This is a genomic window from Streptomyces sp. NPDC090499, from assembly GCF_044769305.1.
GTDB lineage: Bacteria > Actinomycetota > Actinomycetes > Streptomycetales > Streptomycetaceae > Streptomyces.
Window position 1 is genome coordinate 276815 of record NZ_JBIVXP010000007.1, and the last position, 21160, is coordinate 297974.

Below are 21160 nucleotides of genomic sequence, written 5' to 3' on the forward strand. Positions count from 1 at the left end.
AACCCGCAGCCGCCCACACACCGCCGCACCCCCTCTAGTGGGCGATATCCGCAAACCCCGCGATGTCCTGCGGCTTCCGCACCCCCGGCCCCACGTACTCCGCCGACGGCCGCACCAACCGCCCCGTCCGCTTCTGCTCAAGAATGTGCGCCGACCACCCGGCGGTCCGCGCACACGTGAACATCGACGTGAACATGTGCGCCGGCACCTGGGCGAAGTCCAGCATGATCGCGGCCCAGAACTCCACGTTGGTGGCGAGCACACGATCCGGCCGCCGGTTGTGGAGTTCCTCCAGCGCCGCCTTCTCCAACGCCTCCGCGATCTCGAACCGCGGCGCCCCCAGCTCCCGCGCCGTCCGCCGCAGCACCCGCGCCCGCGGATCCTCCGCCCGGTACACCCGGTGCCCGAACCCCATCAGCCGCTCACCCCGGTCCAGCGCCCGCTTGACGTACCCCACCGCGTCCCCGGTCCGCTCGATCTCCTCGATCATCCCGAGCACCCGCGACGGCGCACCCCCGTGCAGCGGACCCGACATGGCCCCCACCGCACCCGACAGCGCCGCGGCGACATCGGCACCGGTCGAGGCGATCACGCGCGCCGTGAACGTGGACGCGTTCATCCCGTGCTCGGCGGCCGAGGTCCAGTAGGCGTCCACGGCCGCCACGTGCTTCGGGTCCGGTTCGCCACGCCACCGGATCATGAACCGCTCGACCACCGAGTGCGCCTTGTCGATCTCCCGCTGCGGCACCATCGCCAGCCCCTGCCCGCGCGCCGACTGGGCGACGTACGACAGCGCCATGACCGCGGCCCGCGCCAGGTCCTCCCGGGCCTGTTCGGCGTCGATGTCCAGGAGCGGCTTCAGCCCCCACACCGGTGCCAGCATCGCGAGCGCCGACTGCACGTCCACCCGGATGTCACCCGAATGGACGGGGATCGGGAACGGTTCGGCCGGCGGCAGCCCCGGGTTGAAGGCCCCGTCCACCAGCAGCCCCCACACGTTCCCGAACGAGACGTGCCCGACCAGATCCTCGATGTCGACGCCCCGGTACCGCAGGGCGCCTCCCTCCTTGTCCGGTTCGGCGATCTCCGTCTCGAACGCGACGACTCCTTCGAGCCCAGGCACGAAGTCGGACATGGGGCGGCTCCTCATGGGTGTAGGCGGAGGCAACTGCACCATAACTCCGAGTGCCAGAGTTGGGGACCCCAGCGGCACTCAGTGCCACCATAGGTATGCGTCACATGTGCCCCGGACCCATATGTGCATACGGCAGGATGACCGCGTGACCGATCGCGACGCCGCTGCCTCCGACGAACCCGTCCTCGACCCCGCCGCGATGCGCAAGCACTACCGGGCCGAGGGATTCGAAGAGCACGACCTGGCCGCCCACCCCATGGACCAGTTCACCCGCTGGTTCGAACAGGCCGCGCGGGCCGCCGCCGACGGGATGATCTACGAACCCAACGCGATGGTCGTCGCCACCGCCGACGCCGAGGGCCGTCCCAGCTCCCGCACGGTCCTGATGAAGCAGTACGACACCCGCGGCTTCGTCTTCTACACCAACTACGACTCCCGCAAGGCCCAGGACCTCGCCGCGAACCCGTACGTCTCGCTGGTCTTCCCCTGGCACGCCATCGCCCGCCAGGTCGTCGTCACCGGCACCGCCCGCCGCACCGGCCGCGACGAGACCGCCGCCTACTTCCGCACCCGCCCGCACGGCTCACAGCTCGGCGCCTGGGCCAGCACCCAGTCCACGGTCATCTACTCCCGCGCCGAACTCGACGCCTCCTACGCGGAGCTCAGCGCCCGCTACCCCGAGGGCGAACAGGTCCCGGTCCCCCCGCACTGGGGCGGCTTCCGCATCGCTCCCCAGACCGTCGAGTTCTGGCAGGGCCGCCAGAACCGCCTCCACGACCGCCTCCGCTACGTCGCCGACCCCGCCGGCACCTGGCACGTGGAACGCCTCAGCCCCTGACCCCCGAGGTCCCCACGCCGCCCGGAAACGCAGACGACCCGCGAGCTCGGGTCCCTCCGCCGTGGCGGAGAAGCCGGCCGGACGTACCGGCGAGCTCGCGGGTCGGGTGACTGCTTGGGATTGGGCCGACTGCACGTGTCTGTCACACGCTGGTCCGGCACCGCACTCGCTGTGGTGACGGGCCGCTAGCCCGCAGCCACCTCACGCGTCCGGTTCTCATACATCTGCCGAACCACCTCCCTTCTCGTGTACGTCACACCCTACGAAGCTGACCGAAGGTGCTCAAGGGATTTATTCGGAGGTGACGTGCCGCGTGAGTGGGTTCCGGATCGGGCTCGTGGACGGGGACGGCGAGGCGCTGGAGGAGTGGCGGCACGTGCACAACGTGGTGGTGCCGCCTGCGGCGATGTCGGTGGAGGAGGCGCGGGAGCGGCTGGGACGGGGGTATCGGCTGGAGAACGCCTACGACGGGGACGTGCTCGTGGGGTGCTCGACCGTGCGGCCTGTCGTCGGTGGGGTGGGGACGGTGATCGCCCGGGTGCTGCCGGAGTTCCGGCGGCGGGGGTTCGGGGCGGCGCTGTACGAGCATGTGCTCACGTACGTGCGCGGGCAGGGGGCCGAGGTCGTCGAGACATGTGTGCTGGGCGTCAACGAGGACGGGCTGCGGTTCGCCGCGCGGTGCGGATTCGCCGAGGTCGAGCGGTATGTGCTCGACGGGGAGAGCGACGAGTGGGTGGATCTGCGGCTCGTGTTGTGAGGCGGTGGCGGGCGGCGGGTTGCAACGATTCCCTCAATCTTGCGGGAACACAGTGTGGGCTGCGTCACGTTCGAGTTGAATGAAGGGCAGCGAGTGAGCCTGATGGGGGTCCAGGTGAGTGCTTCCCGGCGTAGTGGGGCCACGGACGAGCTGGGGCCCGACGAGCCCGAGCCGGAGCCGGAGCGGGATGTTCCGGAGGACTCGGGCGGTTCCGACCTGCTCGCGGCGCTGCTCGACGGCATGGACGCGGCACTGTGTGCCTTCGACGCGGACGGTTTCGTCACCCACTGGAACCGCGAGGCCGAGCGGATCCTGGGGTGGACGGCGGCCGAGGCGGTGGGTCGGCAGGGGTTCGCCGGGTGGGCGGTGCGTGAGGCGGACGCGGACGAGGTCGAGGGGCGGCTGCTGTCCGCCATGCATGCTCCGGGGCGCCAGGTGCACGAGTTCGCGCTGCTCACGAAGGACGGCGGGCGGGTGCTCGTACGGACGCAGTCGGCGGCCGTGCGGGGTCCGGACGGCAAGCCCGCCGGGGTGTACTGCGCGTTCAGCGAGGTGCACGCGCAGATCGACCTGGAGCGGTCGATCGCGCTGAGCGAGGCGCTGTTCGAGGACGCGGCCTGGGGTGTGGTGGTCGTGGACGCGGATCTGCGGCCGGCCGTCGTCAACGCGTATGCCGCGCGGGCGCTCGGTATCGGGCGTACGTCGGCGCTGGGGCGGCCGCTGGGGGAGCTGCTGGCGCTCGGTGTGGAGGATCTGGAGGGCGCGCTGACGCATGTGCTGGCCGAGGGGGCGCCGCCCGCGCCGGCCGACATGTGGGTGAGCGTGCGGACGGCGGAGGGCGAGCAGCGGCGCTGCTGGCGGTCGGGGTTCCTGCGGCTGGCGTCACCGCTCGCGGAGGAGCCGGTGCCGCTCGGGGTCGGCTGGCTGTTCATGGATGTCACGGAGGCCAAGCAGGCCGAGCAGGAAGCGGCGATGCTGCGCTTCCGGGCCAACCAGCTGCACCGTGCGGCCCGTGCGGCCGCGGAGTGCGAGGACCCGGCGGAGGCGGCCACCGTCCATCTGGACTTCGCGCTGGCCGGGTTCGCCGACCATGCGGTGATCGACCGGGTGGTGGGCGGTTCCCGGGCCGACGGGGAGGTGGGGCCGGTGCGGCTGGTGCGGATCGCGGCCACGCCGTCGGGGACGCCGGGGCCGAGCATGCTGACGGGCGCGGCAGGGCTGCCGGTGCGCTACGAGGAGGGGCATCCGGCGTTGCAGTGCGTGGCGCGGGCGGGGAGTGTGCGGGCGGACGCGGGTTCGGTGCCGCTGGACCGGGCGCGGGCCTGGGCGCTGGACCGGCAGTGGCCCGGGGACGCGGTGCACGCGTTGTGCGCGGTGCTGCGCAGCCGGGGGCGGACGCTGGGTGTCGTGACGTTCCTGCGCGGGGCGGGCCGCAACCGCTTCGAGCGCGCGGACGCGACGTACGCCGAGGACGTGGCCGTACGCATCGCCACCGCGCTGGATCTCGCCCACCTCGCGAAGGACCGTCCCGCGGGCTGAGGCGGTCGTCAGACGCCCTTCAGGACGCGGTCGAGTGCCGCCCGGCCCACCGGTCCCCAGTGCGGTTTGCCGCCGGGCAGGCCCCGGTCTCCGTTCCGGCCCATGAGCATCAGGAAGAGGCTCTTCATCGCGGCCAGCCCGCGGGCCCGCCGGACCGCCGCCTCGTCCGCCCGCCCGTACGTGTCGAAGAACCGTGCGGCCGTGCCCGCGGGCAGCAGCACCCAGGCGGCGGCGAGGTCCCACGCCGGATCGCCGGCGAACACGGCGCCGAAGTCGACGATGCCCGAGAGCGTTCCGTCCGTGACGACGACGTTCGCGGGATGGAGGTCGCCGTGCACCCACACCGGCGGGCCCTGCCACGCGGGGGCCGCGACGGCGTCGTCCCAGACGGTCCGGACGTCGGCGGCGATGTCGTCGGGGCCGACGGCCCGGAAGAAGTTCTCGAAGCCGTCCGTGCAGTCCCTGGGGTGGGCACCGAAGTCCGTGGCGGCCGGCGCCTCGGCGGGCGCCTCCACGTGGAGCGCCCGGAGGAAACCCGCCAGTGTGTCGGCCGCGTGGGTGCCGCGGCTGATCGAGCCGTGGTCCAGCGGCTCGCCGGGAACCCATGTCATCACCGTCCAGTGCTTGGGGAAGCGCTCGGACGGTTCGCCGAACCGCACCGGGAGCGGCAGCCGCGGGGCCAGCACGGGCAGCCACCGCCGCTCCTTGAGCTGGAGTTCCGGGGTGGGGTCCATGCGCTGCATGCGCACGGCCAACTCGTCCCCGAGCCGCCACATCTGGTTGCCCCAGCCGCCCGCCACCTCCCGGACGGCCAGCCCCGCAAGGTCCGGATGCTGCTCCTGCAGCAGGCCGCGGACCAGGTCCGCGGTGATCTCGATCTCGGTGCCGGTCATGCGAAGTCACCGTACCGAGGCGCCGGGCGCAGCGGCTGCCGTTCGCGGACTTCAGTGCTGGTAGAAGATCCGGTCGTGGTACTGCGCGAAGACGCGGGCGTTCCACTCGTGGCCGCCGTCGACGTTGCCGGAGCGCAGCAGCGGGGGTTCGGTGCCGCGGTCGGCGAGCGTGGCGGCGGTGGTGGCCAGGACCGCCTGGAGCAGGGCGCTGGTGACGACGGTGGAGGCGGGCGCGAAGGGCGCCGGGATGGTGTCCAGGGTGAGCTCGGCGTCGCCGACGGCGATCTTCGAGTCGAGGACGACGTCGCAGTGGTCCTTGAGGTAGGTGCCGGAGACGTGCCGGGAGGTGGTCTCGGTGGCGTACGCGACCGATGTCACGCCGATGACCTTGGCGCCGCGTTCGCGGGCGCTGACGGCCATCTCGACGGGCAGGGCGTTGCGGCCGGAGAGGGAGATGATCACGAGGGCGTCGCCGGCGCGCAGGGGCGAGGTGTCGAGGACGGCGGTGGCGAGTCCGTCGACGCGTTCGAGGCGGGAGCCGAGGGTGGCGGGCATGACGTCGACGCCGACGAGGCCGGGGGCGGCGAGGAGGTTCATCAGGGCGAGGCCGCCGGCGCGGTAGACGACGTCCTGGGCGGCGAGGGAGGAGTGCCCGGCGCCGAAGGCGAAGAGGCGGCCGCCTGCGGCGACGGTGTCGGCGAGGAGGGTGCCGGCGGCCGCGATGGTCTCGGCCTCCTCGTCGCGGACCCGTTGCAGGAGGCCGATGGCGGCGTCGAAGAACAGGTCGGCGGGTGTGCCGTCGCTCATGCGGTGCCCCTTCGCGGCGTCAGCGTCTGTGTCGCGGATCACCCTCAGGTCTGGACCATGGTGGTGTCAATACGGCCTCTGCCGAAGGGCGCTGGGGCCGGGGGCGGGGGCTTCGCTCACCGGCGCCGACGGGGTGCCGCTGCGAAGCCACGGCGGCTGCGGCGCCCCGCAGGCCCGCGGGTGCAGGATGGCCCGTACCCCCGTTTTTCCGGTGTCCCCCGCTTGTCAGTGGGATCCGGCAGAATTGGTGGCAGGGCCAGCGCACGCCGCCGGGGCTTCCGGCAGAGGTAATCGAGGGGCACGAATGTCCGGACTGATCGACACCACGGAGATGTATCTCCGCACCATCCTCGAGCTCGAAGAGGAAGGCGTGGTCCCCATGCGCGCCCGCATCGCGGAGCGGCTCGACCAGAGCGGGCCGACGGTGAGCCAGACGGTGGCACGGATGGAGCGGGACGGTCTGGTGTCCGTCGCCACCGACCGGCACCTGGAGCTGACCGACGAGGGACGCAGGCTGGCGACGCGTGTGATGCGCAAGCACCGGCTCGCCGAGTGCCTGCTGGTCGACGTGATCGGTCTGGAGTGGGAGCAGGTGCACGCCGAGGCGTGTCGCTGGGAGCACGTGATGAGCGAGGCCGTGGAGCGGCGCGTCCTGGAGCTGCTGCGGCACCCGACCGAGTCGCCGTACGGCAACCCGATCCCGGGCCTGGAGGAGCTGGGCGAGAAGGACGGTGCGGATCCGTTCCTGGACGAGAGCATGGTCTCGCTGGCCGACCTGGACCCGGGCGTGGACGGCAAGACGGTGGTCGTGCGCCGGATCGGCGAGCCCATCCAGACCGACGCGCAGCTGATGTACACGCTGCGGCGGGCGGGTGTGCAGCCCGGTTCGGTGGTGAGTGTGACGGAGGCGGCCGGCGGGGTGCTGGTGGGCAGCGGCGGCGAGGCGGCCGAGCTGGAGGCGGACGTCGCCTCCCACGTGTTCGTCGCCAAGCGCTGAGCACCCGAAGCGTCGCGGCGCGTCGTTCAACTTCCTCTGGATGTGAGGAAGTTGACGTTTGACGTCGGGCCTCTCCTCCTGGTGTGTCGAACGCGTCGAATCCGAGATTCAGTGCGCCGAATCGCAGCGCCGGAACGTTTCGCGTGCAAGGCTGTCGCGAGAGGCATATGACCTGAGGGGGCGGGGAGGATGTGCCGTAGACATGGGATTGGCCCCGGCACCCTTCGGTGCCGGGGCCTGTCCTCCCCAGTGCTGACCCGGAGCCCCGAGCTCCCAGGGTCATCCCCGCGGACCGTTTTCCCCGAGCGGCCCGCCCCCCGCAGAACAAATCCCCCCGGTGCCGCCGATCATGCCTGGGGAGGGGTCACTCGAATGAGGGGTGTTGCCCGCAGGAACCCGATTTTCGAATAGGGGTTCGATAGTCTGCAGCGGTACCGGAGCACCACGAAGCGATACGAGGCGACACTAGGCACGCGGAGCTAGGGGGGTGCCAGGCCCATGGCACGGCGCATCGACGTGACAGGAGCCGGCGGCGTACACCTCGCCGCCTGGGAGTTCGCGGACCCGCCCAAGACGGAGGATCCGAACCACTCGTCTCCCGGCGTGCTGTTACTGCACGGCCTGATGGGCCGCGCCTCGCACTGGGCGTCCACCGCCCGCTGGCTCTCCGGGCGGCACCGTGCCGTCGCCCTCGACCAGCGCGGCCACGGCCAGAGCGACAAGCCCCCGCAGGCCGCCTACACCCGCGAGGCGTACGTCGAGGACGCGGCGGCCGCCGTGGAGCAGCTGGGACTCGCCCCGGCCGTGCTCATCGGCCACGCCATGGGCGCGCTGACCGCCTGGCAGCTCGCCGCGAAGCGCCCCGAACTGGTGCGGGGCCTGATCATCTGCGACATGCGGGCCTCCGCGCTCGGCGCGGCCTCCCAGCGCGAGTGGGCCGACTGGTTCAGGGCCTGGCCCGTTCCCTTCGCGACGCTCGCCGACGTACGCAAGTGGTTCGGCGAGGACGATCCCTGGGTGGAGCGCCCGAACCCCGCGCGCGGCGAGTTCTACGCCGAGGTGATGCACGAGTGCGCCGACGGCTGGCGGCCGGTCTTCGACCCCGAGCGGATGCTGAGGTCCCGGGAGACCTGGGTGTACGACGCGCACTGGGAGGAGCTGGCCCAGGTGCCGTGCCCCGCGCTGGTCGTGCGCGGGGTGGACGGGGAGCTGGGGCGCGCGGAGGCGCAGGAGATGGTGCGGGTGCTCCCCCGGGGGGAGTACGCCGAGGTGGCGGACGCCGGTCACTTGTTGCCGTATGACCGGCCTGAGGCCTGGAGGGCGGCTGTGGAGCCGTTTCTTGACCGGGTGGGGGAGTGAAGAGCGCCCACGGGGCAGGTGCCGCGCGATGCAGGCGGCTGCGGGTCCGTTGTGGTTGGTCGCGCAGTTCCTCCCCCAGCCTTCGGCCGGGGGGACCCCCAGCGCCCCTGACGGGGGGCTGCCCTCGCGCCCTGACGGGGTGCTGCCTCCCGGCCCTCTGACGGGGTGCTGCCTCCCGGCCCTCTGACGGGGTGCTGCCTCCCGGCCCTCTGACGGGGTGCTGCCTCCCGGCCCCCTGACGGGGTGCTGCCCCCCCGCCCCCTGACGGGGTGCTGCCCCCCCCGCCCCCTGACGGGGTGCCCCGGCTAACCCCTGCTGACGGCCGTCAGGATTTCCGGTAGGTGGGCCGAAGTGCGCGGGGCCGCCGCGCGCAGCCCCGCCCAGGTGATCGCCGCGCCGTAACCGGCCCCCACCGGCAGCAGCAGCCAGGTCCACTCGTCGCCCCCCGCGCTCACGTTCAGCGCGATGGTGAGGGCGATGACGGGGGAGCAGAGCAGGGCCGCCGCGACCATGCCGCCGAAGATCGCGATCCAGGCGAGGCCGGCCTGGCCGGGGGCGACGTTCTTGTGGCCCTCCTGGGGGATGGAGTACGGGAAGCGGGCGGAGGTCCAGGCGCCGGTCGCCAGCATCGCGCCGAGCAGGGCGAAGGAGAGGCCGAGCACCTCGGGCAGCCGGGGCCAGTCGCCCAGCATGGCCGTGGTCAGGACGGTCACCAGGGTGGCGTACGGCAGGGTGATCACCAGCAGGGCCAGCGCCCGGCCGCGCAGTTCCGCGTAGGCGTCCCGCGCGGACGAGATCGTCGTCGCCACCATCCAGAAGGCGGAGGTGTCCTGCCCGAACTGGTTGTACATCTGGATGCCGAGCATCCCGGCGGCGAAGCACGCGAAGTAGATCGACCCGGTGCCCTGCAGGGCGTTGAAGACGGGCACGATCAGGCCGATGGCCAGCGAGGTCACCCAGGCGGCCTTGGTCTTGGGGTCGCGCCAGACGTAGCGCAGGCTGCGCGCCATGACCGTACCGGTGCGTCCGCCGGGCAGCAGCCGCCCCAGACCGCCCCCTTCCGGTGAACGGCTCCGGGCGGCCGCGTCGGGCGCCTGCAGCGTGGAACCGTCCGGCGAGGTCATCAGCCGGTCCAGCGTCCGCGCCCAGGCGCCGACGAGCAGCGCCAGCGCGGCGAGGGACAGGCCGAGCTGGAGGACCGCCGTGCCGTACGACCCCTCGCTCGCCGAATGCACCGCGCCGATCGCCGACGCGGGCGGCAGCCACCGCACCACGTCGGCCACCGGCGCGAGCCTGCCGAGTCCGGCCGAACCTAGGCTCTGGGCGCCGAAGTTGACGAGCTGTGCCCCGACGGCGATGACCAGGCCGCTCAGGACGGCCAGGTCGCGTCCCTTGCGGCTGCTGAGCAGCCGGACGTTCGCGGTGGCCACGGCGCGTGCGAGGGCCACGCAGACCAGCAGCGCGAGGACCACGGCGACGACCGCGACGCCGTAGCCGGCCGCACCGTGCGCCACCGCCACCGCGCACCCCACCAGCAGCAACAGGCTGAACAGCGGGCCGATGCCGACCAGTGAGGCGGCCAGCAGGGCCCGCACCAGGGCCCTGGGCCGCAGCGGGAGCATCACCAGCCGGGTCGGGTCCAGGGTCTCGTCGCCGCCCGGGAAGAACAGCGGCATGAACGCCCACCCCAGGGCCAGTACGGCGGCCCCCAGGACGGCCACCGCGTCAGCGTGCGCGTGCCCGCGCAGCAGGACCAGGCCCAGCAGCTGCAGGGCCGCGAACAGCAGCGCGACGACCGCCGACGCGACGAACGCGGCCCGCCGGCCGCCGGACTGCCGCAGCCCGTTGCGCAGCAGCGACAGCTTCAGCCGTACGACGGTGGCGGTCACGTCCGTCATCGGGCCGCCCCGCCGCCCAGCCAGTCCAGGTCGGAGGCCGTGTCCCGCCCGCTCGCCCCGACGAGTTCGAGGAACGCGGCCTGGAGGTTGGGATGCGCCCCGCGTACCTCCTCCAGCGTCCCCGTCGCGCGGATCCGCCCGGCCGCCAGCACCGCGACCCAGTCGCACAGCGACTCGACGAGCTCCATCACGTGGGAGGAGAAGACGACGGTCGCGCCGGAGCCGGTGTACCGCTCCAGGACGCCCCGGATGGTCTGCGCGGACACCGGGTCGACGCCCTCGAACGGCTCGTCCAGGAAGAGGACTTCGGGGTTGTGGAGGAGAGCGGCGGCGAGCCCGATCTTCTTGCGCATGCCGGTCGAGTAGTCGACGACGAGTTTGTGCTGGGCGCCGGCCAGGTCGAGGACGTCGAGGAGCTGGGTGGCCCGCTTGTCGACCTCGGCGCCGGGGAGGCCGCGCAGCCGGCCGGAGTAGCCGAGCAGTTCGCGGCCGGAGAGCCGCTCGAAGAGACGGAGGCCTTCGGGGAGGACGCCGATACGGGCCTTCACGGCCACCGGGTCCCGCCACACGTCGTGGCCGACGACCTCGACGGAGCCCTGGTCCGGGCGGAGCAGCCCGGTCACCATGGAGAGAGTGGTGGTCTTGCCGGCACCGTTGGGCCCGACCAGCCCGACGAACTTCCCGGCGGGCAGCGACAGGTCGATCCCGCCGACGGCCACCTGCTGCCCAAACCGTTTCCAGAGCCCACGAACACGTACGGCATCGGTCATGGATGAACCCTACGGTGGGTGGGAGCCGACGTTGGGGGGAGGACGCTCACCGGCGCCGGCAGGGTGCCTCCCCGAGCCTTCGGCCGGGGGACCCCCAGCGCCCACCCGTGCCGCTCTGGGGGCACTGGGGAGGTACGACTGCCCGCGGCTTGAGAGGAGCGGCTGGGGGTCCCTCCGGCCGAAGGCTGGGGGAGGAACTGCGCGATCAGCCACGACGCACCCGCAGTCGCCGACGAAACAGGCACCCGGCAGCCCGGCAGGCGCCCTACCGATCCCTCCCGCACGCATACGCCAACGGCGAGATCAGCTCCTCCGCATCCGGCAGCCACCGGTTCGCGGCCGTCGGCCGGCAGGCCCACTGCACGGCCCCCCGCGACCCGTACCGCGTCGGCGGAGCAGGGACGTAGGCCCCCTCCCCGAGCGCCGTGAGGTCCAGCGACGCCGGTGACCAGCCGATCTTCCGGACCAGGTCCGGCACCTTCACCGACGCCCCGGGAAGAACGAAGAACTGCATCCGGCGGTCGGGCGTCAGCGTCACCGGACCCAGCGTCAGCTCCATCCGCTCCATGCGCGCCAGCGCGAGAAACCCCGCCGTCTCCGGGACGGACAGCGCGTCGAAGGTACGTCCCGTCGGCAGCAGGATCGACGCCGTCGGCTGCTTCTGCCACATCCGGCGCGCCACCGTCGCACTACCGGTCGCCTGCGTCGCCCAGTCCGGGCGCGCTGCGTGCGCGCCGGGCGCGCCGCACGCGACCTCCCCGCAGGAGCAGCGTTGCACCCCCTCGACCGCTTCCAGCCAGGTGCCGGGAAAGACGTCCCAGTGGCGCTCCTCGGCGTAGCGTACGGCGGTCTCCAGCAGCGATTCCCCGCGCTGCTTCGGAATCTGAGCGGCTTCGGCGCCGGCGATCGTCTCTTCCACGCTCAACACAACTCCCGCACCCACCTGGAGTTACGGGCGTAACGCGCGCGGGGGAGGAGCATCTTTTCCGCAACTGGGGCGCATGGATGCATGTGTGGGGGCGCGCAGGAGGAACCGGGGCGTGAGCGGGTAGTCACATGTGGGGGGTTGGCGGCGGCCGTACCCGTGATTCCGCTGCTGTTACCCGGCAATCCTCGCATGTCCCGCATTTTCGGTATGTCCGCTGGGCAGTGATCGCAAAGGCCGGATCTTTTCCCTACAGGGAGTTCGCAGGGGGTACGCCATGGCCGCAAGGCCGCTTGTCGCGCGGCAGCCGAACGAACGGTTGCAGGCGCTCATCCAGGAGGCGGGGTGCTCGAACGCCGGGCTGGCCCGCCGGGTCAACATGTGCGGCGCCGAGCACGGTCTCGACCTGCGGTACGACAAGACGTCCGTGGCGCGCTGGCTGCGCGGCCAGCAGCCGCGGGGCCGGGCGCCCGCGATCATCGCCGAGGCGCTGGGGCGCAAGCTGGGCCGCACGGTCACGATCGACGAGATCGGCATGGCCAACGGCAAGAACCTCGCCTCGGGCGTCGGCCTGCAGTTCTCGCCGACCGTGCTGGGAGCCATCGAGCAGGTCTGCGAGCTGTGGCGCAGTGACGTGGGCCGCCGGGACTTCCTGTCCGGTTCGTCGGTCGCCGCGTCCGCGCTGGTGGAGCCCAGCCGGGACTGGCTGATCTCGGCGCCGGACGCGCAGGTGGCGCGGCAGGCGGGGCCGCGGGTCGGGCAGTCGGACGTCGCAGCTGTGAAGGCGATGACGCAGGCGCTCACCGACCTCGACCACCAGTTCGGCAGCGGGCATGTGCGCCCGGTCGTCGTGCACTACCTCAACAGTGTCGTCTCCGGGCTGCTGGCCGGCTCCTACCGGGAGTCCGTGGGGCGGGAGTTGTTCGCGGCGGTCGCCCGGCTCACCGAGCTGGCCGGGTACATGGCCGTCGACACCGGCCAACCCGGGCTCGCCCAGCGGTACTACATCCAGTCGCTGCGCCTCGCCCAGGCGGCGGGCGACCGCGGCTACGGCGGCTACGTGCTCGCCTCCTCCATGAGCCACCTCGCCGCGCAGCTCGGAAACCCGCGCGAGATCGCCCAGTTGGCGCGGGCGGCGCAGGAGGGGGCGCGGGGTCGCGTGACCCCGCGCGCGGAGGCGATGTTCTTCGCGGCCGAGGCCCGCGGCCACGCCCTGCTGGGCGATGTGCGGTCGGCGCAGCTGGCGTCCGGGCGGGCGGTGTCGGCGATGGAGGCGGCCGACCCGGCGTCCGGCGACGACCCGGCGTGGATCAGGCACTTCGACGAGGCCTATCTGGCCGACGAGTTGGCGCACTGCCACCGCGACCTGGGCCAGGCCGAGGCGGCCGCCAGGTGTGCGCAGCAGTCGCTGGACGGGCACCCGGAGACCCGGGCGCGGCGCCGGGCGATCGGCTATGTGCTCCTCGCCACAGCGCAGGTGCAGCAGCGCGAGATCGAACAGGCCTGCGCCACCGGGACGAAGGCGGTAGAGCTGCTGGAGACGGTCCGCTCCAACCGGGGCGCCGAGTACCTGGAGGACTTCCAGCAGCGGCTGGAGCCGTTCCGGGACGAACCCGTGGTCAGGGAGTTCGGAGCACGTCTGGACCTGCAGGCGGCCGCATGAATTCCTGCCCCGCGGCCGCGTGAACGTGTGGGAAACCACACCTTGCCGTGCAGGAAGCGGTATATACAGCGCACCGCGGGGCGGATCCGTTACTGCTGTCACAGGGATCAAGATCGCGCCCTTGGCTGCGTGGCACCTTGCTGAGGGGACCCGGTAGCGTGAGCCCGATTCACAAGGTCCCCCATTAGTAGGAGTCCCGGTGACGCAGAGTGGACAGGGCGAGCCCGCGCGCGAAGGCATCGTGCTGCCCTCCGACGGTGGCGAGCCGCTGCTGCCGGGTATGACGGGCACCCCGGTCCCTGCCGCGCAGCCGCCCGCCCCGGCCGCCGCGCCGCCCGAGGGCCAGTCCTGGGGTCAGCCGTGGGGTCCCGGCCACCAGAACCCGCAGCCCCAGCAGACCGGCCAGGGCTGGCCGCAGGCGGCCGGCCAGGAGTGGGCCGCCCCGGAGCAGCTCCCGGCCGCCTGGAGCGCCCAGTCGCACGCTGCCCAGGCCCACACCGACCAGGCGGTGCGGGCCCAGGCCCCCGGCACCGGTGCGCTCCCGCCGGAGGGTGCGCCCACCCCGTCGTACGGCGGCGGCTACGAGCAGTCGTACGGCTACGGCGCCTCCCAGCCCCAGCAGCCGTACGGCGCCCCGCTGCCCCCGGCCGCCGGCCAGGACCCCTACGGCGCTTCCGGCGCCGCGCTGCCGCCCGCCGTCCCGCAGGGGGGCCACGGCGGCTACGGCGGTGCGCTGCCGCCCGCCGACGAGGGCGCGACCCAGTTCATACCGCCGGTGCCCGCCGCGCCGGTGGACGAGGGCGCCACGCAGTTCATACCGCCGGTGCCCGCGGGTCCCGAGGGGGCCACCCAGCTCATACCGCCGGTGGGTCCAGGGGCGCTGCCGCCCGAGATGTCCCACGAGCAGACCGCCTACCTCGGCGGTCGGCCCGCCGCCGCGCACTCCGACGCCGAGGCCACGCAGTACATCGCGCCGTACCCGGCCGCCGGCGCGCAGGGCGGCGGCGACCGCCAGCCGCCCGCCGAGTTCGACAACCTCTTCCGCAGCGCGCCCGGCGGCGAGCACCCGGCCGCGTCCACGGCCCAGCTGCCGCGCTTCCAGCAGCAGCCCCAGGGCGGCTACCAGCAGCCGCCCGCGTACACCCCGCCCCCGGCGTCGTACGACCGCGACGACGACGGTGGCGGCCGGGGCGGCCGCGGCAGATCGAAGGTGCCGCTGATCGCGGCGGTCGGGATCGGCATCGCCGTGCTCGGCATCGGCGCCGGGGCCATGTTCAGCGGGGGCGGCGGGGACTCGGACGACGCCAGCAAGACGGTGGCCGCGTCCGCCCCGGCCTCCGACGGCTCCTCGTCGGGCGCGACCGACCCCGCGAAGGCGCAGGCCGTCGCCCTGGACAAGCTGCTCGCCGACAGCGGCAGCAGCCGGGCCTCGGTGATCAACGCGGTCGCCCAGGTCAAGCAGTGCAAGAACCTCGACGGCTCCGCCTCCGACCTGCGCAACGCCGCCCAGCAGCGCGCCGCCCTGGTCACCCGCCTGTCGAAGCTGTCCGTCGACAAGCTGCCGGGCAACGCCGAGCTGACCACCGCGCTCACCCGGGCCTGGCAGGCCTCCGCGAACGCCGACAACCACTACGCGGCCTGGGCCGACCAGGCCAAGGGCAAGCACGGCTGCCGCAAGGACCAGGCCCGCACCACCGGCCAGACCGCCGCCGGCAACCGGGAGAGCGGCACCGCCAGCAGCCAGAAGGTGAAGGCGGCCGCGCTGTGGAACACGATCGCGAGCAAGTACGGACTGACCCAGCGGCAGCCGACCCAGCTGTGACGCTGTGACGTCAGCCGGCCGGCCGGCGCCTGCGGGCGCGCGCGCCGGTCAGCTGAGGTCGGCGTTCTCCAGGATCTTGGTCATGTCCAGGGCCTGCTTGTTCGCCGACTGCAGCAGGCCGCTCCTGACGGTCTGGACGTTCACGTCGGCGTTGACCAGCCGGGCGAAGCCGGCCGCGGCCAGCTTGCCCTGGTAGGGCCAGGACAGGGACGGGGTGAGGCCGCCGGTGGAGACCTTCAGGCCGTCGTTGAGGGTGTGCCGCACACTGTCGGTGCTGACCTCGCCGTCGCCGATCTTCTCCAGCGTGGCGGTGAGGACCTTGTAGGCGATCCAGGTGGTCTGCACCCCGGCGTCGGCCGGGTCGATCCGGTTGTCGCCGAAGGCCTCCTTGCTGATGACCTTCTTCATCTCGTCCCAGCGCTGGTCCGAGGCGACCGGGTACCAGCCGGTGATGTACGACCCCTCGTACGGGCCGGCCGCGCCGCCGGTGGAGTTGATCACCGTCTGGTCGACGCTGCCGACCTCGGCGGCCGTCTTCACCTTCGGGTAGTCCTGGCGGGCCCGCTGGAAGTTGTCCATGAAGGTGGCGGTGCGGTCGCCGAGCTCGGGCACCACGCAGCCCGTCTTCCCCTCGCCCGAGGTGGCGCTCTCCAGTGCCTTCTGCGACTGCTGGTCGTACTCGGTGAGGTCCTCGGCCGCGAGCTGGTCGATCGCCTTGGCGTGGCCGCCCGCGTGCAGGCCCGAGTCGAGCAGCTGGGGCAGCTGGTCGCCGGCGATGGAGTCCGGGCGGACCAGGGTGACCGGGCCGCAGGAGTCGGCCAGCGCCTCCCCGAGTCCGGCGAGCAGGGTGAGCGAGCCGCCGTTGACCGGGTAGGAGACGGGACTGGTGAACTCCTCGTTCGACGCCCCGTAGCCGCCTATGTAGGGGATGGCCGCGCCCTCCAGCGGGGCGAAGTAGGAGTCGCCGAACTGGCTGTAGGAGCCGACCACGGCGACGACGTTCTCGTCGGCGGCGCGCTGCGCGCAGTTGGCGGCGCCCACGCTGGTGTTGTGGTCGTTGCAGGTGAGGAGCTTGAGCTTGTGGCCGTGGATGCCGCCCTCGGAGTTGATCCACTTGACGTAGGCGGCGGCCATGGCGGGCATGCCGGGTTTGTTGGTGGCGCTGGTTCCCTGCGGCGCCCAGGTCATCACCTTGATCGCGTCGTCCGTCGAGGTGGACAGTCCTGGGATGACACCGCAGCCGGCCGCGAGCGTGGCACAGGCCGTCATGGCCACGGCGGACAGAGCGGTTGCTCTGACGCGCCGGTGGGTCGCGGGAAGGATGCTGCTGGGGGTGGTGCTGGGGGTGGGGCGCCTGCCGGTCATGGACACGCACGATTCCGCCACATCGCTAACCTGGAAGTGACCCATGGTCAACGAGGGGCGACGTGCAGGTGAATTACGGGGGGCCGGTTAAGGGTGTGTGACGAGGAACGTACGATCGACGACCGTGCAAGGTTCGGAGAACTCTTCCCGTCGCGGCCGTCGCTCCTCCACCATGGGCGGCATGCCACTCAACGACATGCCATGGTGGCGCTGGCGCAGCAATGTGCGCTCCGCGCTGCACATGCTCTCCGACCCGGACTTCCAGCGGAACGTCTGGCTGGCCGGGCAGGAGGGGTACGGCGACGTGACCGACGCGGTCTACCGGCTGGTCGAGGACACCTGGCTGGACAACTGGTCGGCGGAGAAGTACGTCGGGACGATATTCCGCGACTCGCAGGAGGCGGCGCTCGTCGACACCGCCGTGCTGCGGGTGCTGCGCATCATGCACCAGGTGGGGCCGGACGCGCCGGTCTCCGCGTACCTCGACCACCAGGGGTGGCCGGAGGCGGTCCGCGCCGCCCGGGACGCGCACATACGCCTGGCGGCGAGCGACGGCGACGACCCGGACATCCCGCCGCGCAGTCTCGACGTGCTGCGGATCATGACGCGGGCCGCCTGAGCCGCCGGTCCGCGTCGCGGACAGGAACCGCCGGGGCGGGCGGGGCATGAGATTCTGTGGTGCATGACCGATCAGTCCACCCGAGTCCAGGCCGCCCCGGCCGACCAGTACGTCCTCACGCTCTCGTGCCCGGACAAAAAGGGCATCGTGCACGCCGTGTCGAGCTACCTGTTCATGACCGGCTGCAACATCGAGGACAGCCAGCAGTTCGGGGACCACGACACGGGTCTGTTCTTCATGCGGGTGCACTTCTCGGCGGACGCGCCGGTGACGGTCGACAAGCTGCGGGCGAGCTTCGCGGCGATCGGTGACTCCTTCCACATGGACTGGCAGATCAACCGGGCCGACGAGCGGATGCGCATCGTCCTCATGGTCAGCAAGTTCGGCCACTGCCTGAACGACCTGCTCTTCCGCGCCCGCATCGGCGCGCTCCCGGTGGACATCGCGGCCGTGGTCTCCAACCACACCGACTTCGCGGAGCTGGTGGAGTCGTACCACGTCCCCTTCCACCACATCCCGGTGACGAAGGAGACGAAGGCCGACGCCGAGGCCCAACTGCTCGCCCTCGTCCGCGAGCAGGACGTCGAGCTGGTCGTCCTGGCCCGCTACATGCAGGTCCTCTCGGACGACCTGTGCAAGCAGCTGAGCGGCCGGATCATCAACATCCACCATTCGTTCCTGCCGAGCTTCAAGGGTGCGAAGCCGTACCACCAGGCGCACGCGCGGGGCGTGAAGCTGATCGGTGCGACGGCGCACTACGTCACGGCGGACCTGGACGAGGGCCCGATCATCGAGCAGGAGGTCGAGCGGGTCGGCCACGACGTCACCCCCGACCAACTGGTCGCGATCGGCCGCGACGTGGAGTGCCAGGCGCTGGCGCGGGCGGTGAAGTGGCATGCGGAGCGCCGCATCCTCCTCAACGGCCGACGGACGGTCGTCTTCGCCTGACGGCAGTGCGCGCGAGGGGCGGGCCGGTTCCCGTGCGACGGCGGCTGCGGGCGCGTGGGGGCCGTTCGCGCAGTTCCCCGCGCCCCTGAAAGAAATGGGTGCTGCGGTGCGCCCCTTCAGGGGCGCGGGGAACTGCGCGACCAGCCACGAACCACCCGCAGCCGCCGTACGACAGGACCACCCCGCCCCTCGGGCGCACGCTCCTACATCCGGCTCAGGCTCGCGGCGGCGAACAGTACGTCCCTGATCGCGGCCCGGTCGCCCAGTTGCCCCGCGGCCGCCTCCTCCGGCGGAACATGCCCCGCGGCCAGCCGGCAGAACTCCACGTCGTCCAGCGCCACGTGGGCCACCTCGAACTCCGCCGAGCCCACCGCCCCCGGCGAGTCCAGCGGGATCAGCCACTGGCCGCCGCCGTTGCCCTCGATCTCCAGCCGCAGGCTGCGGCCGGGCCGTCCCGCAGGGACCAGGTGGGGAGTCTGGCCGGGCGACGCCAGCCCCGCTCGCCGGCGCTCGGCCAGCGCAGCGGGCAGCATCCGGGCCGCGAGGTCGATCATCCGGTACAGGTGCCTGGGGGCCGGCGGCGCGTAGGGGTAGTCCACCGCGTCCGCGATGTCCTCCGCGTGCACCCAGCACTCGAAGGCGCGGTCCAGCATCGCGTCGTGCAGGGGCAGTTCGAAGTCGCTGTACGACACCCCGAGGCGCCCGGCGCCGCCGCCGGTGAAGGAGACGGTCTGCACGAGCCGGTGGCTCTGCTCCCGCCAGGGCACCCGCACCCCACGCGTCGGCGGGAAGTGCGAGGCCTGCCAGAACGCCTCGGTGCGGGCGGCCGGGCCCTGTACGCGGGCCTCTCCGAGCGGGTCCTCAAGGCCCAGCGCGGTCGCCACCAGCCCGTCGACGGTCAGCAGGTGCGCGATCACTCCGGCGACCGTCGTACGCCGGGTCGCCGCCGCCTCGCCGTCGAACCAGCGCAGCCGCACCGGCGCGTGCCACTCCGCGTCGCCGATGTCCTGGAGCAGGGCGTCCAGGCGGGCGGTCTCCGCGTCGTAGGGCGCCGCCCAGGCGGGGACCGGGATCCTGGCCGGGCGGCGGTCCAGGCAGGCCTCCAGGACCCGGGTGCGCAGGCCCGGGTCGAGGTCCAGGCTCTCCGGCTGGTGCAGCAGGCCGACCGCCTCGCGCAGCCGCCGCGCCTCGTCCGCGCAGGCCCCGCAGTCCCCGAGGTGGGCCTCGACGGTGAGGGACTCCGCCGCCGAGCACGCGGCCAGCGCCCACGCCCCGAGCAGCGACTTCAGGACGTCGTGCGACAGCTCCAGCGGTACGGGCGGCGGGCCGGCCGGCTCGGGCAGCGGCTGCCCGCCGTCCTCGACGGAGGCCCGGGGCAGCGGTATGCGCGGCTGCCGGCCGAAGGTGCCGTCGCCGTCCCGCGGCACGTCACCGTCCCCGGAGCCGCTGCCGTCGTGCGCCCCGGAGAACTCGGCGCCGGTCACCGCCCACCTCCGTATCCCGGTGGCGTCCCGGCATCGTGCGCGGTGGACAGCAGTTGCAGGCCCAGGCGCAGCCGGCGGCGGGCCTCGTCCTCGGTGACGCCGAGGTCCACCGCGGTCTGCCGGTAGTCGCGGCGCTGGAAGTAGGCGAGCTCCAGGGCGGCGCGCAACGGGGCCGGCATGGAGTGCACGATGTAGTCCGCGCGGGCCGCGACGGACGCCCGCCGCACCTTGTGCTCCAGCTCCTCGGCGGCCTCCGGGGAGCCGCTGTCGCCGGGGGCGAGCGCGGCGGTCTCGGTGGCCCGCAGGCGCTGCACGGCGAGCCGGTGGGCCAGTGCGGCGAGCCAGGAGCGCAACGGCCCCTGCCGGGGGTCGTAGGCGTCGGGGTGCTCCCAGACCTGGGCGAAGACCTCGCGGGTTATGCCGTCGGCGGCCCGTTCGTCCCCGAGGACGCGGTGCGCGAGACCGTGCACGAGCGAGGCGAAGCGGTCGTACAGCTCACCGAGGGCGGCCGCCTCGCCGCGGGCGAGCCGCTGCTGCATCTTGCGGTCCCAGCGGGGCGGTGCGTCCTTCTTCGCCATGCGGCCCCCTCCCCGTGTCCGTGTCCAGCGTGTCTGCACCGTCACCTCGAATGTAGTCGGCACGTCGGAGGACGCACGCCCCTTTATGGCAATGCACGCCCCCTGACGGGCCGCGGGTGGTAGTGGGCACTCCCGGACGCCCCCGGTCCGCTTCCGGTCCGCTCCCGGTACTTCTCGGCTCTCACCCTCGTCTCCGGTCAAACCTTCCGTTCCTGATCGAACAGGACTGACCATGACCGAAACAAGACCTTCCGCGATCGGTGCTCGTTTGTCATCGGGGGTTTCGGGGAACGGCCGCTGGGCAGCCGCGCGAGAAGAAGCGTAGGAACGCGCTCCGTTTCCGGGCGGTTCCGGAGATCCGGCGAGCGGAGGGCTGAGCCGTGGCTTTCAAGGTGACCGGCGACGAACAGGGCGAGTGGGCCGTGCTCGAGGTGTCGGGCGAACTGGACCTGGTGACCTCGCCGGCGCTGCGCCAGCGGGTGCACGACGTGGTCGCCGACGGGCACCACAGTCTGGTCCTCGACCTGTCCGACGTCTTCTTCTGCGACTCCAGCGGGGTCGGCGTCCTCATCGCCGCCCGCCGTCTGATCCGCTCCTGCCGGGGCCGGCTGCGGCTGATACTGCCCGCCCAGGGCGCGAGTGACGGTTCTCACGTCAACCGGGTCCTCGGCGCCCTCGGTGTACGACGGCTCTTCGACGTCTACGCCGACATCGACAGCGCGACCACCGACGAGGAGGACCCGCTGTCGGCCTAGCCGCCTGT

The 21160-nt window shown here is 72.6% G+C and carries 19 protein-coding genes; 10 read left to right on the forward strand and 9 right to left on the reverse strand.

Annotated features, from left to right (window positions below):
* Positions 1–34 precede the first annotated feature (34 nt).
* Positions 35–1135: a citrate synthase 2 gene (locus ACIQVL_RS26565; protein ID WP_403426811.1), complete on the reverse strand. Its 1101-nt coding sequence runs from the start codon at positions 1133–1135 to the stop codon at positions 35–37.
* Between the two features lie 145 nt (positions 1136–1280).
* Here ACIQVL_RS26565 and pdxH point away from each other — a divergent pair, with 145 nt between their 5' ends.
* The 3 genes from pdxH (at position 1281) to ACIQVL_RS26580 (ending at position 4269) form a co-directional block, all read left to right on the forward strand.
* Positions 1281–1973, forward strand: coding sequence for a pyridoxamine 5'-phosphate oxidase (pdxH, locus tag ACIQVL_RS26570; protein ID WP_403426812.1), 693 nt, complete (start codon positions 1281–1283; stop codon positions 1971–1973).
* A 313-nt stretch (positions 1974–2286) separates the two neighbouring features.
* Positions 2287–2730 (forward strand): GNAT family N-acetyltransferase, encoded by a 444-nt coding sequence (locus tag ACIQVL_RS26575; RefSeq protein ID WP_403476523.1) that lies wholly within the window; start codon positions 2287–2289, stop codon positions 2728–2730.
* 114 nt (positions 2731–2844) lie between these two features.
* Positions 2845–4269, forward strand: a complete 1425-nt coding sequence (locus tag ACIQVL_RS26580; protein ID WP_403426816.1) for a PAS domain-containing protein — start codon at positions 2845–2847, stop codon at positions 4267–4269.
* An 8-nt stretch (positions 4270–4277) separates the two neighbouring features.
* Here the strand turns inward: ACIQVL_RS26580 and ACIQVL_RS26585 are convergent, their stop codons facing one another.
* Both ACIQVL_RS26585 and ACIQVL_RS26590 read right to left on the reverse strand, forming a co-directional pair.
* Positions 4278–5162 carry an aminoglycoside phosphotransferase family protein gene (locus ACIQVL_RS26585; RefSeq protein ID WP_403476524.1) on the reverse strand — a complete coding sequence of 295 codons (885 nt, stop codon included), beginning with the start codon at positions 5160–5162 and terminating at the stop codon, positions 4278–4280.
* A 51-nt stretch (positions 5163–5213) separates the two neighbouring features.
* Positions 5214–5969 (reverse strand): SIS domain-containing protein, encoded by a 756-nt coding sequence (locus tag ACIQVL_RS26590; protein WP_403426819.1) that lies wholly within the window; start codon positions 5967–5969, stop codon positions 5214–5216.
* Positions 5970–6273: 304 nt separating this feature from the next.
* Here ACIQVL_RS26590 and ACIQVL_RS26595 point away from each other — a divergent pair, with 304 nt between their 5' ends.
* Complete coding sequence (locus tag ACIQVL_RS26595; RefSeq protein ID WP_403426821.1) at positions 6274–6966, forward strand: metal-dependent transcriptional regulator; 693 nt, start codon at positions 6274–6276, stop codon at positions 6964–6966.
* A 498-nt stretch (positions 6967–7464) separates the two neighbouring features.
* Positions 7465–8325, forward strand: a complete 861-nt coding sequence (locus tag ACIQVL_RS26600) for an alpha/beta fold hydrolase (protein ID WP_403476525.1) — start codon at positions 7465–7467, stop codon at positions 8323–8325.
* A gap of 305 nt (positions 8326–8630) precedes the next feature.
* Here ACIQVL_RS26600 and ACIQVL_RS26605 read toward each other — a convergent pair whose 3' ends face one another.
* From ACIQVL_RS26605 to ACIQVL_RS26615, 3 genes are all read right to left on the reverse strand, one after another.
* Complete coding sequence (locus tag ACIQVL_RS26605; RefSeq protein WP_403426825.1) at positions 8631–10223, reverse strand: transporter; 1593 nt, start codon at positions 10221–10223, stop codon at positions 8631–8633.
* A complete protein-coding gene (locus ACIQVL_RS26610; RefSeq protein ID WP_393811329.1) occupies positions 10220–10993 on the reverse strand; it encodes an ABC transporter ATP-binding protein in 774 nt (257 codons plus the stop codon). The genes ACIQVL_RS26605 and ACIQVL_RS26610 overlap by 4 nt, the downstream gene beginning before the upstream one ends.
* Positions 10994–11258: 265 nt before the next feature.
* Positions 11259–11921, reverse strand: a complete 663-nt coding sequence (locus tag ACIQVL_RS26615; RefSeq protein WP_403426826.1) for a bifunctional DNA primase/polymerase — start codon at positions 11919–11921, stop codon at positions 11259–11261.
* 274 nt (positions 11922–12195) lie between these two features.
* Here ACIQVL_RS26615 and ACIQVL_RS26620 point away from each other — a divergent pair, with 274 nt between their 5' ends.
* Both ACIQVL_RS26620 and ACIQVL_RS26625 read left to right on the forward strand, forming a co-directional pair.
* Positions 12196–13581, forward strand: a complete 1386-nt coding sequence (locus ACIQVL_RS26620; protein WP_351484207.1) for a transcriptional regulator — start codon at positions 12196–12198, stop codon at positions 13579–13581.
* Positions 13582–13780: 199 nt separating this feature from the next.
* On the forward strand, positions 13781–15403 hold the full coding sequence (locus tag ACIQVL_RS26625; protein WP_403476526.1) for a hypothetical protein: 1623 nt from the start codon (positions 13781–13783) through the stop codon (positions 15401–15403).
* Between the two features lie 48 nt (positions 15404–15451).
* On the opposite strand, the gene ACIQVL_RS26630 is transcribed toward ACIQVL_RS26625, so the two are convergent.
* The gene (locus ACIQVL_RS26630) at positions 15452–16768 is read right to left on the reverse strand and encodes an ABC transporter substrate-binding protein (protein WP_403426830.1); all 1317 of its coding nucleotides are present in this window, start codon (positions 16766–16768) and stop codon (positions 15452–15454) included.
* Positions 16769–16940: 172 nt separating this feature from the next.
* Between ACIQVL_RS26630 and ACIQVL_RS26635 the strand changes: the two genes are divergently transcribed.
* Together ACIQVL_RS26635 and purU are read left to right on the forward strand one after the other, a co-directional pair.
* The gene (locus ACIQVL_RS26635; RefSeq protein ID WP_403426832.1) at positions 16941–17387 is read left to right on the forward strand and encodes a hypothetical protein; all 447 of its coding nucleotides are present in this window, start codon (positions 16941–16943) and stop codon (positions 17385–17387) included.
* Between the two features lie 63 nt (positions 17388–17450).
* Complete coding sequence (gene purU / locus ACIQVL_RS26640; protein WP_403426834.1) at positions 17451–18335, forward strand: formyltetrahydrofolate deformylase; 885 nt, start codon at positions 17451–17453, stop codon at positions 18333–18335.
* Between the two features lie 203 nt (positions 18336–18538).
* On the opposite strand, the gene ACIQVL_RS26645 is transcribed toward purU, so the two are convergent.
* Together ACIQVL_RS26645 and ACIQVL_RS26650 are read right to left on the reverse strand one after the other, a co-directional pair.
* Positions 18539–19819 (reverse strand): MDMPI N domain containing protein, encoded by a 1281-nt coding sequence (locus ACIQVL_RS26645; RefSeq protein ID WP_403476527.1) that lies wholly within the window; start codon positions 19817–19819, stop codon positions 18539–18541.
* Positions 19816–20397, reverse strand: coding sequence for a sigma-70 family RNA polymerase sigma factor (locus ACIQVL_RS26650; RefSeq protein WP_352356103.1), 582 nt, complete (start codon positions 20395–20397; stop codon positions 19816–19818). Before ACIQVL_RS26650 ends, ACIQVL_RS26645 begins: the two co-directional genes overlap by 4 nt.
* A 380-nt stretch (positions 20398–20777) precedes the next feature.
* Between ACIQVL_RS26650 and ACIQVL_RS26655 the strand changes: the two genes are divergently transcribed.
* Positions 20778–21152: an STAS domain-containing protein gene (locus ACIQVL_RS26655; RefSeq protein ID WP_403426838.1), complete on the forward strand. Its 375-nt coding sequence runs from the start codon at positions 20778–20780 to the stop codon at positions 21150–21152.
* The last annotated feature ends 8 nt before the right edge of the window (positions 21153–21160 follow it).

Bases quoted from the DNA above. Each gene is read 5' to 3' on its own strand.
- ACIQVL_RS26600 (WP_403476525.1), top strand. From the start codon at position 7,465: ATGGCACGGCGCATCGACGTGACAGGAGCCGGCGGCGTACACCTCGCC.
- ACIQVL_RS26635 (WP_403426832.1), top strand. From the start codon at position 16,941: ATGGGCGGCATGCCACTCAACGACATGCCATGGTGGCGCTGGCGCAGC.
- ACIQVL_RS26630 (WP_403426830.1), bottom strand. From the start codon at position 16,768: ATGACCGGCAGGCGCCCCACCCCCAGCACCACCCCCAGCAGCATCCTT.
- ACIQVL_RS26590 (WP_403426819.1), bottom strand. From the start codon at position 5,969: ATGAGCGACGGCACACCCGCCGACCTGTTCTTCGACGCCGCCATCGGC.
- ACIQVL_RS26605 (WP_403426825.1), bottom strand. From the start codon at position 10,223: ATGACGGACGTGACCGCCACCGTCGTACGGCTGAAGCTGTCGCTGCTG.
- ACIQVL_RS26620 (WP_351484207.1), top strand. From the start codon at position 12,196: ATGGCCGCAAGGCCGCTTGTCGCGCGGCAGCCGAACGAACGGTTGCAG.
- ACIQVL_RS26585 (WP_403476524.1), bottom strand. From the start codon at position 5,162: ATGACCGGCACCGAGATCGAGATCACCGCGGACCTGGTCCGCGGCCTG.
- ACIQVL_RS26595 (WP_403426821.1), top strand. From the start codon at position 6,274: ATGTCCGGACTGATCGACACCACGGAGATGTATCTCCGCACCATCCTC.
- ACIQVL_RS26610 (WP_393811329.1), bottom strand. From the start codon at position 10,993: ATGACCGATGCCGTACGTGTTCGTGGGCTCTGGAAACGGTTTGGGCAG.
- purU (WP_403426834.1), top strand. From the start codon at position 17,451: ATGACCGATCAGTCCACCCGAGTCCAGGCCGCCCCGGCCGACCAGTAC.
- ACIQVL_RS26565 (WP_403426811.1), bottom strand. From the start codon at position 1,135: ATGTCCGACTTCGTGCCTGGGCTCGAAGGAGTCGTCGCGTTCGAGACG.
- ACIQVL_RS26650 (WP_352356103.1), bottom strand. From the start codon at position 20,397: ATGGCGAAGAAGGACGCACCGCCCCGCTGGGACCGCAAGATGCAGCAG.